This is a genomic window from Clostridium chromiireducens (assembly GCF_002029255.1).
Classification (GTDB): domain Bacteria; phylum Bacillota; class Clostridia; order Clostridiales; family Clostridiaceae; genus Clostridium; species Clostridium chromiireducens.
Genome location: NZ_MZGT01000008.1, coordinates 24693 through 44528, shown reverse-complemented (window position 1 = coordinate 44528; position 19836 = coordinate 24693). Strand labels below are relative to the sequence as shown.

Annotated in this window: 14 protein-coding genes and 1 other annotated feature; of the genes, 12 read left to right on the top strand and 2 right to left on the bottom strand. The window is 30.3% G+C overall.

Annotation, left to right across the window (positions count from 1 at the left end; all coding sequences use genetic code 11):
- Nucleotides 1-147 precede the first annotated feature (147 nt).
- The gene (locus CLCHR_RS03920) at nt 148-1809 is read right to left on the bottom strand and encodes a glutamine--tRNA ligase/YqeY domain fusion protein (RefSeq protein ID WP_079438383.1); all 1662 of its coding nucleotides are present in this window, start codon (nt 1807-1809) and stop codon (nt 148-150) included.
- A 478-nt stretch (nt 1810-2287) separates the two neighbouring features.
- Between CLCHR_RS03920 and CLCHR_RS03915 the strand changes: the two genes are divergently transcribed.
- Nucleotides 2288-4006, top strand: a complete 1719-nt coding sequence (locus CLCHR_RS03915) for a methyl-accepting chemotaxis protein (RefSeq protein WP_079438382.1) — start codon at nt 2288-2290, stop codon at nt 4004-4006.
- A gap of 262 nt (nt 4007-4268) precedes the next feature.
- Here the strand turns inward: CLCHR_RS03915 and CLCHR_RS03910 are convergent, their stop codons facing one another.
- On the bottom strand, nt 4269-4868 hold the full coding sequence (locus tag CLCHR_RS03910) for a DUF2238 domain-containing protein (RefSeq protein ID WP_079438381.1): 600 nt from the start codon (nt 4866-4868) through the stop codon (nt 4269-4271).
- A 404-nt stretch (nt 4869-5272) separates the two neighbouring features.
- Here CLCHR_RS03910 and CLCHR_RS03905 point away from each other — a divergent pair, with 404 nt between their 5' ends.
- The 11 genes from CLCHR_RS03905 (at nt 5273) to CLCHR_RS03855 (ending at nt 19465) form a co-directional block, all read left to right on the top strand.
- Complete coding sequence (locus tag CLCHR_RS03905; protein WP_079438380.1) at nt 5273-6511, top strand: GNAT family N-acetyltransferase; 1239 nt, start codon at nt 5273-5275, stop codon at nt 6509-6511.
- Between the two features lie 315 nt (nt 6512-6826).
- Nucleotides 6827-7372: a cysteine hydrolase family protein gene (locus CLCHR_RS03900; RefSeq protein ID WP_079438379.1), complete on the top strand. Its 546-nt coding sequence runs from the start codon at nt 6827-6829 to the stop codon at nt 7370-7372.
- Nucleotides 7373-7563: 191 nt separating this feature from the next.
- Complete coding sequence (locus CLCHR_RS03895; RefSeq protein WP_079438378.1) at nt 7564-9207, top strand: glutamate synthase-related protein; 1644 nt, start codon at nt 7564-7566, stop codon at nt 9205-9207.
- Between the two features lie 517 nt (nt 9208-9724).
- Nucleotides 9725-10378: a YczE/YyaS/YitT family protein gene (locus CLCHR_RS03890; protein WP_079438377.1), complete on the top strand. Its 654-nt coding sequence runs from the start codon at nt 9725-9727 to the stop codon at nt 10376-10378.
- Between the two features lie 296 nt (nt 10379-10674).
- On the top strand, nt 10675-11391 hold the full coding sequence (locus CLCHR_RS03885) for a M15 family metallopeptidase (RefSeq protein ID WP_079438376.1): 717 nt from the start codon (nt 10675-10677) through the stop codon (nt 11389-11391).
- A gap of 50 nt (nt 11392-11441) precedes the next feature.
- A complete protein-coding gene (locus CLCHR_RS03880; protein WP_079438375.1) occupies nt 11442-12134 on the top strand; it encodes a response regulator transcription factor in 693 nt (230 codons plus the stop codon).
- On the top strand, nt 12124-13236 hold the full coding sequence (locus tag CLCHR_RS03875) for a sensor histidine kinase (RefSeq protein WP_079438374.1): 1113 nt from the start codon (nt 12124-12126) through the stop codon (nt 13234-13236). Before CLCHR_RS03880 ends, CLCHR_RS03875 begins: the two co-directional genes overlap by 11 nt.
- 221 nt (nt 13237-13457) lie before the next feature.
- Nucleotides 13458-13686 (top strand) — a binding site (T-box leader).
- A 76-nt stretch (nt 13687-13762) separates the two neighbouring features.
- The gene (serS, locus tag CLCHR_RS03870) at nt 13763-15040 is read left to right on the top strand and encodes a serine--tRNA ligase (protein ID WP_079438373.1); all 1278 of its coding nucleotides are present in this window, start codon (nt 13763-13765) and stop codon (nt 15038-15040) included.
- A gap of 278 nt (nt 15041-15318) precedes the next feature.
- A complete protein-coding gene (locus CLCHR_RS03865; protein ID WP_079438372.1) occupies nt 15319-15750 on the top strand; it encodes a MarR family winged helix-turn-helix transcriptional regulator in 432 nt (143 codons plus the stop codon).
- Between the two features lie 54 nt (nt 15751-15804).
- Entirely contained in the window at nt 15805-17544 is a 1740-nt protein-coding gene (locus CLCHR_RS03860) for an ABC transporter ATP-binding protein (RefSeq protein ID WP_079438371.1), read from the top strand.
- The gene (locus CLCHR_RS03855) at nt 17531-19465 is read left to right on the top strand and encodes an ABC transporter ATP-binding protein (protein WP_079438370.1); all 1935 of its coding nucleotides are present in this window, start codon (nt 17531-17533) and stop codon (nt 19463-19465) included. Before CLCHR_RS03860 ends, CLCHR_RS03855 begins: the two co-directional genes overlap by 14 nt.
- The last annotated feature ends 371 nt before the right edge of the window (nt 19466-19836 follow it).

Sequence of the window (19836 nt, the reverse complement as noted above, 5' to 3'; positions counted from 1 at the left end):
TGAATGAGACAAGAGTATCAAAGGAGGATATATAATAAAAAGAAGGGTCACTCAGTGCACAGCTTTGCATAACTTTTAGCATAGCGGCAGAGTACCCTTTCAAGATGATAACTATACGATATTATCATCAAGTTTATGATATATAGATTAGCTTAATTTAAATGATGATTTTAATGGAACTATTCTATTAAATACTAACTTATCAGCAGTTGTATATTTAGTATCTACATTAAAGAAACCATTTCTAACCATTTGGAATTTATCTTGAGCCTTAGCATCTTTAAATGCAGTTGGTTCAATAAATCCTTGTAATACTTCTAATGAATTTGGATTTATTTGTTCTAGGAAGTGTTTCCCTTCATTTTCTTCTACGTCATCTAGAATTAATGGTTCATATAATCTAAATTCAGCAGGAAGACACGTCTTTGCATCAACCCAGTGAATTGTTCCTTTAACTTTTCTGCCAGTAAAACCAGAACCACTCTTAGTTTCTGGATCATAAGTACAGTGAATTTCTACAACTTCACCATTTTCATCTTTGATTACCTCAGTACATTTAACAAAATATGCTCCCTTTAATCTAACTTCATTACCAGGGAATAATCTAAAGTACTTCTTAGGTGGATTTTCCATGAAGTCATCTTTTTCAATAAATAATTCTCTAGAGAATGGAACAAGTCGAGTACCTTGAGTTTCATCCTTGGCATTATTTTCTATTGAAAGCATTTCTGTTTCATTTTCAGGGTAATTTGTTATAACTAGTTTCAATGGATTTAATACAGCCATAGCTAATGGTGCTTTTAGTTGTAAATCTTCTCTTATAAAGTAATCTAACATTTGAGAGTCTACTACAGAATTAGCTTTAGCAACTCCAATAGCTGTGCAGAAATTTCTTAAAGCTTCAGGAGTACATCCTTTTCTTCTAAGCCCACAGATAGTAGGCATTCTAGGATCATCCCACCCATCAACAACTTTTTCATCAACTAATTGTTTTAGCTTTCTCTTACTCATAACAGTATTAGTCATATTTAGCCTTGCGAATTCTATTTGTCTTGGGGAAGCGGTCATTTCGCATTCTCTTACTACCCAATCATAAAGTGGTCTGTGATCTTCAAATTCTAAAGTACAGATTGAGTGAGTTACTTGCTCAATAGCATCTTCTAATGGATGAGCAAAATCATACATAGGATATATACACCATTTATCACCAGTATTGTGGTGAGTAGAATGAGATATTCTGTATATAACAGGATCCCTCATATTAATGTTAGGTGAAGCCATGTCTATCTTAGCTCTTAGAACCTTTTGCCCATCAGCAAATTCTCCGCTTTTCATTCTTTCAAATAAATCTAAATTTTCTTCAACTGATCTATTTCTATATGGACTTTCTTTACCTGGTTGTGTTAATGTTCCCTTATACTCTTTAGCTTCTTCAGAAGTTAAGTCACATACATATGCTTTTCCTTTTTTTATTAATAAAACAGCTCTATTGTACATCTCATCGAAATAATCAGATGCAAAGAAAAGTTCATCCCAGTTTCCCCCAAGCCATTTAACGTCTTCTTTAATTGATTCAACATATTCTGTATCTTCTTTAACAGGATTTGTATCATCAAATCTTAGATGTGTTTTCCCATTAAACTCATAAGCTAAACCAAAGTTTAAAAGAATAGATTTAGCGTGACCTATATGTAAGTAACCGTTTGGTTCAGGTGGGAAACGAGTTATTATTTGGTTATGTTTACCACTGTCTAAATCCTCTACTACGATATTTCTAATAAAATTAGAAGAATTGATTTCGTTTGACATAGTCTTACCTCACTTATAACTGTATTTAAATTAAGAAAAAATCTATTATTTTAATTAGTATTCCCTCTTAACTATATTGTTATTTTCACTAATAATAATTTTAATCTAATATAAAGAAAAAATAAAGATAAAATTATTTGAATTAGCTAAAGTTGTTAAATGTGGGACTCATAAGCTTGGTAAAAGAAGTAATACGGAATACATCATTGGGAACTAGAATCCATGAGAAAAGGTTTGAATAAGAGGATAATTGAAAATTTGGTAAAGGTAAAAATATAAGACATAAAATTCACCTAAAAGGTAAATGTATTTAATATTTGATTTTTTTAGGATTTCTGATAAAATATTATATTATGGGTAACTCGAAGAAGGGTGGTCTTTTATTTCATGTAGAAATAAGCAGAAGACTATCTTTTTTTTGTACAATGAGATAATTAGTAATACAAAAGCAAAAACAGTTTATACTAGGAGGAATAAGATGATAAACAGATTAAAAGTTAAGAGTAAAATTTTTTTATTTACGTTTGTAATGATTTTCTTAATTGCTTTCATTGGAGGAACAGGTTTCTATTATAATTGGAAGTCAAACAATAATGTAACATCAATGTATAATGAAAATTTATTAGCAGTACAATGCTTAAATGATAATATAGCTCAGTCGCAAGCAATAGAGGCTGACATATATTATATTATTTTAGATACAAAAAATCCTGAAGAGCAAAAGAATAAATTAAATGATATTCAAGAAAGAACTAAAAAGTATAATGATAATTGGCAAATGTATAAGGGAACAAACCTTGATAAATTTGAATTAGATACAACTCCAATTATTGAAGATGAACTTAAAGCTTATAGTGAAGGAAGAGATAATATAATAAAATTGGCAATGGAGGGAAGGCAATCAGACGCATTTGAGAGATATAAAGTTATTTCTACTAAAGTTAATGAATTCCAAAAACAATTAAAGGCTTTATCAGAATATAATATTAAAGATGCTGAAGAAATAAATGCTCAAAATATTACAGATTTCAAGAATTCAATAAAGATATACATAGGGTTAGTTTTATTAGCCATTATAATATCAACCGTTTTAGCTGTTACTATTTCAAAAATGATAGTTAACCCGTTAAATTCAGCAGTTAAACATATTAAGGAATTAGCTAATAGAGATTTTACAGGAATTATACAGGAAGAATATCTAAAACGTAAAGATGAGATAGGAGAACTCACAAAGTCTATATATTTAATGAAGAATGATATGAGAACCCTCATAAAAGAAATAATGGAAAAATCACAAGATATGAATATAGCTAGCCATAAACTTTCTGCTACAGTTGAGGAATTAACATCAACGTCAGATAGCATAAATTCAGCAATAATGGATATAACCAATGATGTCCAAGAAACGAGTGCTTCAGCGGAGGAAATAAGTGCATCTGTTCAAGAAGTAGATTCTAACATTAATATATTATCAAATAAGGCAAAGGAAGGAAGCAATAATGCTAATAAATCTAAAGATAGAGCTTTAGAGCTTCAAAGAAAAGGTAAATTATCTGTAGAGGAAGCAAGAGTATTATATGAAGAAAAAAGAGAAAAAGGACTGAAAGCAATTAGAGAAGGACAGGTCGTAAATGATATAAAACTAATGGCTGATACAATTGCAGGAATATCTGAGCAAACAAATTTATTGGCATTAAATGCGGCAATTGAAGCAGCTAGGGCTGGAGAGCAAGGTAAAGGCTTTGCGATAGTAGCTGATGAAGTTAGAAAGCTAGCGGAACAATCAGGGCGAGCTGTAACAAATATACAGGAGACAATTACAAAAGTACAAGCGGCTTTCGAAAATCTTTCTGATAATAGCAAAGAAATTTTAGATTTCATAAAGAACAATGTAGACCCTCAATTTGAGTCGATGAAAGAAATGGGTAATCAATACCATGGCGATGCAGAATTTGTAAAAAATATGTCTGAAGAGATAGCAGCTATGTCTGAAGGACTTACTGTAACGATAGAACAAGTAAGTGGAGCAATACAAACTACTGCTGAGACAGCACAAAAGTCATCTGAAAATGCTGAAACAATAAGAGAGAGTATTAACGAGACAACAAGGTCAATAGGAGAAGTAGCTAAAACCGCACAACATCAAGCAGAAATTGCAGAAAAGCTTAACGAAATAGTTCATAGATTTAGGATATAGTTTTGAATTAAAGGATTTAGAAAAATTATTATACGAAATATATATTAAGTTTAACAAATAAGGGAAAGAGGTTACAGAGAAAATGACCTCTCCCTTTTTGTTTTCAGTAGGAATAGAATTGAAGTAATTTATTTAATTAGTAAGTTATTAACCTATAATTATAGATAGTATTTTTTATTATTAAAAAATAAGTTTTAATAATAATAATTAAAGTAATAAGATATATATACTATTTCAATATATATATCTTAGAAAAGTAATATTAATATTTTGAGTTTTTTAATTTCTTATAACAATATATTGATGTGGTGGCTAGGGCAAATAAAGTCTTAATAATTAAATCGGTCATTGTATCTTCGAGTCCACCAGTTGTCATACCTGTCTTAAGAAAATAGTCTCCTAAGAACTCAAATATTTCCCATAGTACACCTACAGCGAGTGTGAAACAAAAGGCTATAATACCACTAAAAATAACAAAACGCTTTTTTGTAACTCCACTATCCCATGTTGTAATTCCTGTTATTAAATGTAGTCCAATAATTGGCGCATAGCAGCCAAAGCAGCCATGAAGGAATAAATCCCACCACGAAAATGTGGTATATAATTGTATGAATTCACCAAAATATTGAGCAAGAAGAATGAATGACACGGATACTAATTGAAAGCTGGAAGGTAATACAAAATTATATTTGTTTGCTATATATGTAATTACAAAAGGAAGCGTCAAACATATTATCACTAAGAACAATAGATGCATGTCATTCCACTGTTTAGAAATTATTTTGATAATAACAGTGCTTATTGCTATTATTTCAAATAAGATGGCAATTCCGATAGCTAGTGTATTATCTTTATTTTTCATCAAACCTACTCCTTTTTTGGAATACATAAGTAAAGGTGTAATTATATCTTTTCCATGTCTGCTCAAAAATATATATTGAAAATAAATTAATAATACATGAGTATAATTTACTTAGTCCAGATGAAAAATATTCTGTAGATATGGCTGTTTATTGTTTACAAAGGAGTTTTATAAATGTTTCACGAGCTTAATTAAAAATCAAAGCCTAATTGTTAGTTTAAGGTAAAAAGTGCAAAATTGACTACATAAAATCAAAGATCTATAATATAATTATGAGATAATATACTATAGAGATTTACAAAATTATAATGTTTAAAGACTATAGTTATAATTTTTTATTAATAAAAAATATTGTTCTTATATGATATTTAAGAGCAATTTTTTAATATAGTCGGGGAGGATTTATGGAAAAGGCAGATAAATACATTGAGGTAAATGGCGATTTTAAGATGAGAAAATTAACAGAAAATGATCTTGAGCAATTTAATGGACTTCTGCGTTATGCCTTTCAAATAACCATGGAAGATCTTCTTCATACAGGCTGGACAGAAGATCAAATTATGCATGCAAAAATGCCTATTCTTAAAAATGCCTATGTTCTAGGCTGGTTTTATCATGATAAGCTAGCTTCAATGATTGTAGTATACTCAATGAAAGTGAATATTCATGATTATATTTGTAAAATGGGTGGAGTCACTGGTGTTGCAACTTATCCTGAGTATACAGGGAGGGGATTAATCCACTCGTTGATTAAACAGGCCATAAGGCATATGCATAAAGAAGGGCAGTCTATTTCGTTTTTATATCCCTATTCAATTCCTTTGTATAGAAAACATGGATGGGAAATTATTTCGGATAAGATTACTTTCACTATAAAAGATACGCAGCTTCCTAAAGTAAAGCCAGTAACTGGAATGATGGAGCGTGTAGAGTTGGACCGTGAAGACCTTTTGAATGTGCATGATTATTTTTCAATGCAACGCCATGGAGCAATGATTCGTGATGAGATGGCTTGGGATGAATACTGGCGTTGGGATAATGATGATATTATTGCTGCTATCTATTATAATAAAAATCACAAGCCTCTTGGGTATCTGATTTATTATATTAGAAATGATATATTTCATATTAAAGAAATGGTGTATCTAAATACCGAAGCAAGTCACGGAATTTGGAACTATATAAGTGCACATCATTCAATGGTGAATGAAGTAAAAGGAAATAATTTCTCTGGAGAGCCAATGGCGTTTATGTTTGAGGATAGTGAAATAGTTGAGAATATTGAACCATACTTCATGGCGAGGATCATAGATGTACAAGATTTTATTTTGAAATATCCTTTTTTAGATAAGTCGCAAAAAATAAAAATTAATTTTAAAATAACTGATTCTATTGCAAAGTGGAATAATGGAGTTTTTAAAGTTTACTGGAATGAAGAAGAAACCTATTGTGAAAAAACAGATGATCTCCATGCTGCTAATTTAGTAGAAATAGATATTCAGACATTAACAACAATGTTCATGGGCTATAAACGTCCAACATTTTTATATGAGTGTGGAAGAATAAATACAGAGTATTATATGCTTAGAATTTTAGAACAGCTGATACCAGTTGAAAAGCCTTACTTTTCAGATTATTTTTAATTTATATAGATAATATATTTGTTTTTTTATTCACTGATTTCATTTCTTCGAAACAAAATCATAAAATCTTAAATTGATTAGTATAGTGTTTATAAAAGTCATAATTAGGGATACCATATTTAGCTTAGTATGCTCAATGTGGTATCTCTTAAAGGCGTGCTTTATTAAATTCTCTACATCAATTGATAGAAATTTTATAGAATTAAGGAGGAGTTATTATTAGTAAGTTCAATAAATGGAGAAGTTTTTGAATATTATATATAGTGATTAAATGTTTTCAAGGATGTGTTAAGTATATGAAGTGGAGGTTGTATTATGAAATCTGCATTACTCATAATTGATATGCAGAAAATGTTTAAAGATTTGAAAAGTGAAGAATTTGAAAAATTTTTAATACCTAATATAGTTAAGGCATTAAATATAGCTAGAAATAAAAATATTCCAATTATTCATGTAAGAACCTTATACAAAAGAAATAGAAGTAATTGGCCAAGAGTTACATTACATCTTGAAAAGATGTGGTGTGAAGAGGGAAGTTGGGAAAGCGAATTTATTGATGAATTGCTACCATTAAAAGAGGAGCTTACCATTAACAAGTGTAGGTTTAGTGCATTTTTTAATACAAATCTTGAAAGATACTTATACGAAAGCAAAATTGAACACATATATGTTGCAGGATATGGAACAGATATTAGTATAAGATTTACAGTAGTAGATGCCTATAATAGAGATGTTTTTGTAACAATATTAAAAGATTGTGTTATTTCAGAAAGAGAAGAGAATGAGGATGCTATAGAGTTTTTAAGAAGTACTACTAAAAGTTCAGTATCAAGTATCAAGGGCATGGAAGCAAGTAAATAAATAGAGTGGAACATCAGTGGATGAAGAAGGCTGGTAAGTGAATGTAATGGAAAATACTATATGTAAGGCACATTGAATTTGTTATCTATTTTCATGTGCCTAAATTTAGTTATGTCAAATGTAATAAATTTTTCATTATGGTAATAAATATGAAAAAATATATATAATTTAATTATTATGGGGGAAAGAAAATGAGTAAATATGAGAAAAATAATGATGTTTTAAACTCTGTTAATCGAGGTAACCCAGCTGAGTCAGGAATTTGTACACTTTGTCGTGCAGATTGCAGAGGAAAATGTGAAACATGGATGTCTAGTATGAAAGGAAGAAAACTTTTATATCCAAGAGATTTTGGAACTGTAACCGCTGGAAGCTCAAATATAAACCATGTAGGGGTATGCTACAATAATCTTAGAATACAGGGATACAATTATGGTGCTCATGGACTTGCAGAAAATCTGTCTAATAGCGCAGATGATTGTATATTTCCAAATGTTAATCTTGAAACAGAGTTTGGAAAGAATGTAAAGACTAAATCTAGAATTCCAATAATGAGTGGTGCTTTAGGGTCTACATTTATAGCGCAAAAGTATTGGGAGTCCTTTGCAGTTGGTGCTGCATTAGTAGGTTTCCCAATTGTAATAGGTGAAAACGTTGTGGGAGTGGATAAGGCCTCCGTTATAGAGAATGGCAGAATTGTAAAATCACCAGAACTTGAACGTAGGATTGATGTATATCAAAAATATTATGATGGATATGGTGCAATAATCGTTCAAATGAATGTAGAGGATACAAGAAATGGTGTTGCAGAATATGTTATTGAAAAGTACGGTGATAATGTAGTTATTGAGCTTAAGTGGGGACAAGGTGCAAAAGATATTGGAGGCGAAATTCAGGTAAATAATCTTGATTATGCTATATTCTTAAAAAATAGAGGTTATATTGTTGATCCTGACCCAACAAAACCAGAAGTTCAGGAAGCTTTTAAGAGTGGAGCAATTAAATCATTTGCCCGTCACAGCAGGCTTGGATATACTAATTTAAATAATTATAGTGAAGTAAAAGAAGACTTCATGAAATCCGTTGAATATCTAAGGGGACTTGGATATAAAAGAATTACACTTAAGACTGGTTCCTATGGAATGGAAGCTTTAGCTATGGCAATTAAATTTGCTACTGAAGCAAAACTTGATTTGTTAACCATTGATGGATCTGGTGGAGGAACTGGTATGAGCCCATGGAATATGATGGAGTCTTGGGGAGTACCTTCTATATTCCTTCATTCAAAAGCGTATGAATATGGACAAATACTTGCAGCAAAAGGTTATGATGTTGTAGATATGGCATTTGCAGGTGGACTTGCAAGGGAAGATCATATATTTAAAGCACTTGCACTTGGAGCACCTTTTACAAAACTTGTTTGCATGGGAAGAGGAATAATGATTCCAGGTTTCCTTGGAGCTAATATTGAAGGCGCTTTACATCCAGATAGAAGAGAAAAGTTAAACGGAAATTGGGATGAACTTCCTAAGAATATAACTGAAGAATTTGGAAGAAGTCCTGAAGAGATATTTGCTGGATACTATGATGTGAAAAATAAGGTTGGTTCCGATGAAATGAAGAATATTCCTTTAGGTGCTATTGCAGTTTGGACTTTAGCAGATAAGCTAGCTGCAGGGCTTCAACAACTGATGGCGGGAGCTAGAAAGTTTAGGCTTGCAGATATTTCAAGAGATGACATATTTGCAGCAAACAGAGAGACGGAAAAAGAAACAGGAATAAAATTTATGACAGATGTAAATGATGAAATAGCTAAGAAAATACTAAATGAGTAATAAGAATAAATATAGATAATCGTTTACGGTAACAAAAATAACTTATCGTTAATATAATTTACTAAGGGATAATATATTAAAGAGGGGATAAATATGTTGGCGGTAGTTATTTTTGTTTGTATTGTATTAATAGCCTGTAACGCCATTTATAACACAGATAATGACAAAGAAAAATAGAAATTTGATTCTGTAGATATAATAAATCCTTTTTTCAGCAGCAAATATTTAGGCTATCTAGAATACTAGATGGTCTTTTTTAGTTTACAACAATTCATATGAGTAAATGGGTTCATGAATAAAAGAATACACTCTTTAAAGAATTAGAAAATAAAACTATACTACCTTTTGTTAACTATTTCATAAGAGAAAATAAGCTTAAATGAGTTTGAATTTTTAATTACATTGGTGTAAACTGACTATTAATTAAAAAATTAACTTAATAGTCAATTGAGAATGTATTGGAATATTAGATATTTCTATTATTCAACGAGAAAGAGACTTATAAAAAAGGAGAAGTATGAATAAATTATTAGGACTTATAATTAAGATAACATTTGGATTTTTTTTATGCGCATGCGGAACAGTAATGGCTCTAAATTCTAATTTAGGATTAAGCCCTTGGGATGTATTTCATCAAGGTTTAACAAACGTAACGAGCTTAACTATAGGACAGGCTAGTATTGCCGTTGGAGTAGTTATTGTAATAATTACTAGTATGTTAGGTCTTAAAGTAGGACTTGGAACTATTGCAAATATGATAGTAATTGGGTGTTTCATTGATCTAATTATATATGCTAAAATCATTCCTGTTTGTGATAATGTATATATGGGAATATTAATGATGATAGGAAGCCTATTTATGTCCGCTATAGGAAGCTATTTGTATATTGGATGTGAAATGGGATGTGGTCCAAGAGATGGACTTATGATTGCACTAGTAAAGCGTACAGGCAAGCCTGTAAGTATAATAAGATTTTGTATAGAAATGGGTGCTTTAATTATCGGCTGGATATTAGGAGGATTTGTTGGTGTTGGAACATTAGTTACTGCATTTGGAATTGGGTATTGTGTGCAGCTGATTTACAAGTTGTTTAAATTTGATATAAGGCAGTTGAAACATAGAAATATAAAAGAAGGATTTAAATTTGTTAACGAGTGCATAACCAACTAAGGACATAAAGGAAGATACGCGAATTTTCCTCATTCTGATTTATTATGGGATAAGAGGATAATTCATAGAATAAACATTATATATAGCTTTTTAACACTATATTAGGTGACTCATATAAGTGTTAAAAGAACTAATTTAAAGCCCAACTCAAATAGGATTTTCTAGAGTTGGGCTTTAATATTTTAGGTGTATTATTGGGGTTGTATAAAACTTAAGATTTCTTAAGAAATTTTTATAAGAGTTGTAAGCTCTACCTTCTAAAATAAAATTATGATATTTAGAGGGGAGTAGAAAATATGAAAAATGGATTTAGGAATTTTTTGATAGTTATTATTACAATCTGTGGGACTTGGTATATAATACAGTATGCAGGGTTGGGATTAAATTTAAAAGGCATAAGAAGTGCAGGAAGTAAACTTTATTTAAGCGAAAAGGATAAATCATCAGATGCAGATAATATTAACATAGATAAAGAATTGGTATTAGTAAATAGCGAACATGGTTTAGGTAAATATTATAAACCTGAAAGTTTAACTATACCAGACATATCGTTTGCTAATGGCGTGAGTCAGGAAGAAAAACATGTAGCGGGAATTATTGAAAGACCTCTAGAAGAATTAGTAGATGCGGCTAAAAGGGATGGCGTAATATTGTTTGGTAACTCAGGTTACAGATCATATAAATCTCAAGAAAATACATACAGTAACAGAGTAAAGTCGCAAGGAGAGAAACTTGCAGATGCATACGTAGCTAAGCCGGGATTTAGTGAACATCAAACAGGATTATGTATTGATATTACGAATCAAGATAAGAATATAATAAAAGGAACAAAGGAAGCAAACTGGCTAGCAGAAAATTGCTATAAATTTGGTTTCATTATAAGATATCCTTACGGAAAGAAGAGTATAACAGGTATAGAATATGAGCCATGGCATATTAGATATGTTGGAAAGAATGCTGCTAAATACATCCATGATAACGAAATAACCTTGGAGGAATACTTAGGGAAATAATTATACTAAAATAATATTTATAACAATAATTACATGAAGTGGAGGCATAAATGAATAACAATATTCTTGTAGTAGACGATGAAAAAGAAATAAGAAATTTATTAGAAATAAATCTTAGAAACGAAGGCTATAATGTTTTCAAGGCAAGTAATGGAGAAGAAGCTTTAGAAATATTAGATAAAGAAGACATTCATTTAATTGTTTTAGATATAATGATGCCGGTGATGGATGGATTAGAAGTTTGCAGAAGAGTAAGAGAAAAGTATAGTATTCCAATTCTTATGCTAAGTGCAAAAGGTGAAGATATGGATAAGATACAAGGAATTATGACTGGTGCAGATGATTATGTATGTAAGCCCTTTAATCATTTAGAACTTACGGTTAGAATAAGAGCACTACTTAGAAGAGCATATTTTTTAAATAATAAAATGCAAGTTTCAAATGACATAATAAGAATTGAGTCAATGGTTATAGATAAGAGCAAACATAAGGTGACAATAGATAGTAATGAAGTGGATTTAACAGCACGGGAATTTGAAATTTTATATTTATTAGCCACAAATAGGGGCAGGGTTTTTAGTGGAGAGGAAATTTTCGAAAAGGTATGGAAAGAAAGATATTATCAATCTAATAATACCATTATGGTTCATATGAGTAGAATTAGGGATAAGATAGAACAATATATGGAAGGAAATAAGATAATTCATACAGTATGGGGAGTTGGTTATAAAATTGAAAAATAAAAGATTATATAAACATTGGTTAACATCGCTCTCTGATGTTCTAGTTTCTGTAATATTGATGTATATGACATTATTTGTAAGTAGTGAAATATTAGTTTATTTATATATAAACACAAAAATTCAACTGATTAATTATATCTTTAAATTCTGGCGTATTATTGAGAATAATATATTTGGAGACAATATCTATATAATTATTCAAGTGTTTTTATTTATAATATTCTATTTGCTTATTACATATAGAAAAACTAAGAGTTTAGTATCTATCATGGATGAAACTGAAATAATGTCTAATGGTGATTTGGATAGAATAATAGAAGTTAAATCAAAAGGTGATATTAGAAAATTAGTAGAAAATATAAATGGCATAGCAAGGCAGCTTAAAGATGTAACATTAGAAGAAAGAAGAGCACAGCGAACTAAAAATGACTTAATAACTAATGTTTCTCATGATTTAAGAACTCCACTTACCTCGATAATAGGATATTTAGAGATTATAGATAATGATAAATATGAAGATGAAGTAAGATTAAGATATTATGCAAATATAGCATATGAAAAGGCTAAGGGTTTAAATTTACTTATAAATGATTTATTTGAGCTTACTAAAATGCAGAATAACAGTATTAATTTAAATAAAACTACAATTAATCTAGTTGAATTATTAGGTCAGGTAGTTGCTTATTTTGAATATCAATTTAAAGGTGCAGATATGCAATCAAGAATTAATTATTCAAATGATAAATTAATAATAAATGCAGATGCAGGAAAATTAGTTAGAGCATTTGAAAATTTATTGTCTAATGCAATTAAATATGGTAAAGATGGTTTTTATGTAGATGTAATAACAAAGCTTGAGGATAAGATGGCGGTAGTTCAGGTTATAAATTATGGTCAATCAATATCATCAATAGATTTGCCTTATATATTTGACAGATTTTACAGGGTAGAAAAGTCAAGAAATAGCAGTATTGTCGGATCTGGACTCGGTCTAGCTATAACAAAAAATATTATTGAACTACATGGCGGAATCATTTCAGCCTATAGTGATAGAGAAAGAACTGTATTTGAGGTTAAACTACCTATTAATACAACTATGTAGTTAATAAAATAATTTGTAAAGTATACTTCTTTAAATGGTTGCAAATTCTTATATAAGCATTTACTTGAAATTTTTTAAAAATGAATATATAATTAGAGAGTATGATTTATATAAATTTAATTATATTGTTAAAAATCTAATTAAATTGTAGAGATAGACATAAAAAACAATATATTAGACAAAATATCCATAACAGATATTGAATAATAAAATAATTTGATTAAACAGCGATGATAAAAACTACGATTTATAAATTTCTTCAGAGAGCCGATGGTTGGTGAGAATCGGTGAAAGGTTAAGTCTTTCCACTTTTGGAGCTGTATATGATAAAGCACAATTTTATTTGTGCCTAAATATAAAGGTTAGTAACCTCTATATTACTAATGAAGTGGCTGATTTATATTATTTATCAGCAATTTGGGTGGCAACGCGGATTATTCCGTCCCAATATATATGTTTATATATTTGGGGCGGTTTTTTATTTTAATTTATTTCAATAATTTATATTTAACCAGGAGGTAACAAAATGTTAGACATTAAATTCGTAAGGGAAAATCCAGAGATTGTAAAGCAAAACATAAAAAATAAGTTTCAAGATAATAAGTTAGGGTTAGTTGATGAAGTATTAGAATTAGATATTGAACTAAGAAAAGTTAAACAAGAAGTAGAAGCTTTAAGAGCTGATAGAAATAAGTTATCAAAACAAATTGGGGGCTTAATGGCTCAAGGTAAAAAAGAAGAAGCTGAGGAAATTAAGAAAAAAGTTAATGCTGATTCAGAAAGAATGGCTGAGTTAGACGTTAAAGAAAAAGAATTAGAAGAAAAAGTTAAAACTATCATGATGACTATTCCAAACATAATAGATCCAAGTGTTCCAATTGGTAAAGATGATAGTGAAAATGTAGAAGTAGAAAAATTCGGTGAACCAGTTGTTCCAGATTTTGAAATTCCATATCATACAGATATAATGGAAAAATTAAGCGGTATTGATTTAGACAGTGCTAGAAAGGTAGCTGGTAATGGTTTCTATTACTTAATGGGAAATATAGCTAGACTTCATTCAGCAGTAATTTCTTATGCTAGAGACTTTATGATAGATAGAGGGTTTACATATTGTATTCCACCTTTTATGATTCGTAGCCAAGTTGTGACTGGTGTTATGAGTTTCGCAGAAATGGATGCTATGATGTACAAAATTGAAGGTGAAGATTTATACTTAATCGGAACAAGTGAACATTCTATGATTGGTAAGTTTATAGATACAATATTACCTGAAACTGCACTTCCTCAAACTTTAACTAGTTACTCACCTTGCTTTAGAAAAGAAAAAGGTGCTCATGGTATAGAAGAAAGAGGAGTATATAGAATTCACCAATTTGAAAAACAAGAAATGATCGTTGTATGTAAACCAGAAGACAGCATGATGTGGTATGAAAAAATGTGGAAAGATACAGTAGATTTATTCCGTTCTTTAGATATACCAGTAAGAACTTTAGAATGCTGCTCAGGTGATTTAGCAGACTTAAAAGTAAAATCAGTAGACGTAGAAGCTTGGTCTCCAAGACAAAAGAAATATTTCGAAGTGGGAAGCTGCTCTAACTTAGGTGATGCACAAGCACGCCGTTTAAAAATTCGTGTAGATGCCAAAGATGGTAAGTATTTTGCTCATACACTAAACAACACAGTAGTAGCACCACCAAGAATGCTTATTGCTTTCTTAGAAAATAACTTAAATGAGGATGGATCAATAAATATTCCAACAGCATTACAACCATACATGGGTGGAATGGCAGTAATTAAATAATAATAAGGATTACAAAATTTAAAATCATGTAATGAGGAGCCCCAAAAGCCTCAGTGCATGATTTTTTTACTTATTTAATTCAAATTTAGTATTATAATATTTAGAGTACTGACCACAAAATTGTGGTCAGTTAAATCAAGTGATAAAAATGTTTAGTCTATAAATTATGTGCATATAAATATGATATCATTATAAAAATATAACTATATTGACAAAAACAGAAATCTGATTTAGACTAATAATAGTTAGAAGTCTAACAAACTGATAGGAGCATTGAGATGGATAATGAGGTAAGCATCGGAAAAAAGATAAATATATTAGCTAAGAGGATTCATAGAGCAATAGATAAAGAGGCATCACAATATGGTGTAACAAGTGTTCAAGGCAGAATACTTGCATTTATATCTCATGAATCTAAGGTAAGAGAAATATTTCAGAAAGATATAGAAGAAGATCTTGATATTAGACGTTCCTCAGTAACTAGTGTGCTTCAATTAATGGAGAAGAACGGATTCATTAAGAGGGTAAGTGTTTCGGAGGATGCTAGACTTAAGAAAATAGTGATTACTGAAAAAGGAATAGAGATTCATAATCATGTTCATAATTTTATACAAGGATTTGAGAAATCTCTTAGAGATGAATTAAGTGAGGCTGAAATGAATATATTCGTCTCATTAATTGATAGATTATCAAAGAAAATTGCAGACTAAATGCAATTTTTTTTAAATTATTAGTTAGAAACCTAACAAAGGGGGAGGAAAATTATGATAAAAAAATTAGCAAGCTATATAGCAGAATTTAAAAGAGATACAATTCTCACTCCTGTATATGTTGCTTTAGAGGCAGTGATGGAAACAATCATTCCATTTTTAATGGCATTAATCATTGATAATGGAGTGGGAAAAGGAGATATGAAATATGTAACTATTATTGGGGCAGCAATGATAATAGCAGCATTTTTATCTCTTGCTTTTGGTGTATTATCTGGAAAGTATGCAGCCAGCTCATCAACTGGTTTTGCAAGGAATATAAGAAAAGCAATGTATTATAATATACAGAATTACTCGTTTTCAAATATAGACAAGTATTCAACGGCAGGACTTATAACTAGATTAACAACAGACGTAACAAATGTTCAAAATGCATTTCAAATGATAACAAGAATGTCTGTTAGGTCACCGTTTATGTTAATCTCTGCTATGGTTATGAGTTTTTATATTAATTCTAAATTAGCTTTAATATTTTTAGGTGCCATAGTATTTTTAGGTATTGTATTATATTTTATTATGACAACAGTACATCCATATTTTGTAGAAGTATTTAAGAAGTACGATGACTTAAACGCAAGTGTTCAAGAAAATTTAACTGGAATTCGTGCTGTGAAGGCTTATGTAAGAGAGGAACATGAAACAAATAAATTCTATAAGGCTTCAGAAACTTTATATAAATATTTTATGAGAGCTGAAAAATTAATAATAATTAATGCACCAGCAATGCAGTTTACTGTATATGTTTGTATTTTACTTTTATCTTGGCTTGGAGCAAAAATGATTGTTTCAAAATCGTTGACAACTGGAGAATTGATGAGCTTATTTGCTTATACAATGAATATACTAATCAGTCTTATGATGCTTTCAATGGTGTTTGTAATGGTAATTATGTCAAAATCATCTGCTGAAAGAATTATAGAAGTTTTAGAAGAAAAAAGTGACTTGGCAAATATAGAAAATCCTATTTATGAAGTTAAGGATGGATCTATAACATTTAATAATGTTGACTTTAGTTACAGCAAAGATAAGGACAACTTAGTTTTAGAGAACATCAACATAAAGATTAATTCTGGGGAAACTATAGGTATTATAGGGGGAACAGGTAGTGCAAAATCAACCCTTGTTCAGCTTATTCCAAGATTATATGATGTTACTAATGGGACAGTTGAAGTTGGTGGAGTTGACGTTAGAAATTATGATATAGAAACTCTTAGAGATGAAGTTTCAATGGTGTTACAAAAGAATGTTTTATTCTCTGGAACAATAAAAGAAAATCTTAGATGGGGAAATAAGAATGCAACTGATGAAGAAATAATAAATGCATGTAGACAGGCTCAAGCAGAGGAGTTTATAGAAAATCTTCCTAATAAGTATGATACATTTATCGAACAAGGTGGAACAAATGTATCAGGAGGACAAAAGCAAAGACTGTGCATTGCAAGAGCATTACTTAAACGACCTAAAATATTAATTTTGGATGATTCTACTAGTGCGGTAGACACTAAAACTGATGCGTTTATTAGAAAAGCATTTATCGAGACAATACCTGATACTACAAAGATTATTATCGCTCAACGTATTTCTTCAGTGCAAGACGCAGATAAAATTATAGTATTAAATGATGGGAAAATAGATGGATTTGGTAATCATGAAGAATTAATAAAATCAAATGATATATACCGTGAAGTTTATGAATCACAAGTGAAAGGAGCTGATAATAATGAGTCAAAATAATGCTAATAAGCCTAGAGCTATGCGTGGACCAGGTGGCCCTCGTGGTCATGCCAAAGTTAGCAAAGATTCTTTAAAAACATTGAAAAGATTACTAGCTTATGTTCTTAAAGAATATAAGGGATTATTTTTCATTGTACTTGTAACGATTATTATAAGTTCCCTTGCTAATGTTATAGGTACATTATTTCTAAGAAATTTAATTGATGATTATATAGCTCCGCTTTTAAAGATATCTGGAGCCCCAGATTTTGGGCCTCTACTCAAAATGATTATTACACTGGCAACAATTTATATTGTTGGAGTTTTAGCAACTTATGTATACAGTCGTATAATGATCATAATATCTCAAGGTTCTCTTAAGAAGATAAGAGATGATATGTTTGCCCATATGGAAACTTTACCAATTAAATTCTTTGATACACATGCCCATGGGGATGTGATGAGCCTTTACACAAATGATACTGATGCATTAAGACAGATGATAAGCCAAGGTATACCACAGTTATTATCAGCAATTATCACAGTTGTTAGTGTATTTATTTCAATGATTTTTCTAAGTATTCCATTAACAATAGTTCAAATCATAATTATTTTTATAATGGTAAATGTAACTAAATTCATTGGAGCGAAGAGTGGAAAATATTTTGGGGCTCAGCAAAGAGATATAGGTGCAGTAAATGGTTATATTGAAGAGATGATGGAAGGGCAAAAGGTTGTAAAAGTATTCTGTCATGAGGAAGAAGCAAGAATTAATTTTGATAAATTAAATGATGCTCTTTGTGATAGTGCCAATAATGCTAATAAATATGCAAATGCTTTAATGCCTGTTATGAATAATATTGGTTATATAAACTATGTAACTGTTGCTATTTTAGGATCTGTTATTGCTATTGGAGAATTTGCAGGATTTACTATTGGAGCTCTTGCATCATTCTTGCAGCTAACAAGGACTTTCAGCCAAACAGTAAACCAAATGGCACAACAATTTAACTTTGTAATTATGGCACTTGCTGGGGCAGAACGTATCTTTAAGCTTCTTGATGAAGAAAAAGAAACTGATGAAGGATATGTAACTTTAGTTAATGCTACTGAAGATGAAAATGGAGAACTAAATGAATCTACAAAACGTACTGGAATATGGGCATGGAAGCATCCTCATGAAGATGGCAGCGTTACTTACACAAAACTTCTTGGTGAAGTAGTATTTGATGATGTTGATTTTGGTTATAATGATGAAAAGATTATACTCCATAATATAAAGCTTTTTGCAAATCCAGGGCAAAAAATTGCTTTTGTAGGTGCAACAGGGGCAGGAAAAACAACTATTACAAACTTAATCAACCGATTCTATGATATTCAAGATGGTAAGATCAGGTATGATGGAATTAATATTAATAAAATTAAAAAAGATGATTTAAGAAGTTCTCTTGGAATAGTACTTCAAGATGCACATTTATTTACAGGAACAGTTGCAGATAACATCAGGTATGGGAAATTAGATGCAACAGATGAAGAAGTGCGTGCAGCAGCAAAACTTGCAAATGCAGATACATTTATAAGACATCTTCCAAAGGGTTATGATACGGTGCTTACAGGAGATGGTGGAAGTCTGTCGCAAGGACAAAGACAGTTACTTACAATTGCTAGAGCAGCCATTGCAGATCCACCTGTTTTAATACTTGATGAAGCAACCTCAAGTATAGATACAAGAACAGAAAAGATTGTTCAAGATGGTATGGATAAGCTTATGAAAGGAAGAACAGTTTTTGTAATTGCCCATAGACTTTCTACAATCAAAAACTCTGATGTAATTATGGTTTTAGATCAAGGTAGAATTATTGAAAGAGGAAATCATGATGATTTAATTGAGCAAAAAGGTAAGTACTATCAATTATATACTGGTGCTTTTGAACTATCTTAAAGAGTATTTAAGTAAAGTATAGGTATAAATTTATAACCGCAGATTATTTAGAAGAAACATAATTGAAAAGCTATAATCATATGATTATAAAAATGAATATTTCTCATAACAACATTGATATAAGCGTTGTTATGAGAATTTTTTATGAGTAAAAATGATAGGATTTTGTGAGTGAAGAAAAAATATGCACAATAAAGAAAAATATATAAGTTATATATTTCTTGCGAAGGTAGCTATTTATAAAGAATAAATAGCTTAACATTCTCATGGTTTATGTGATATACTTTTGTTTAAAAGTATACTATATTGCAAAAGCTATTGTTTAATAGTATACAATATAAGTGGATTAAAATTACAAGGCACTTAATATT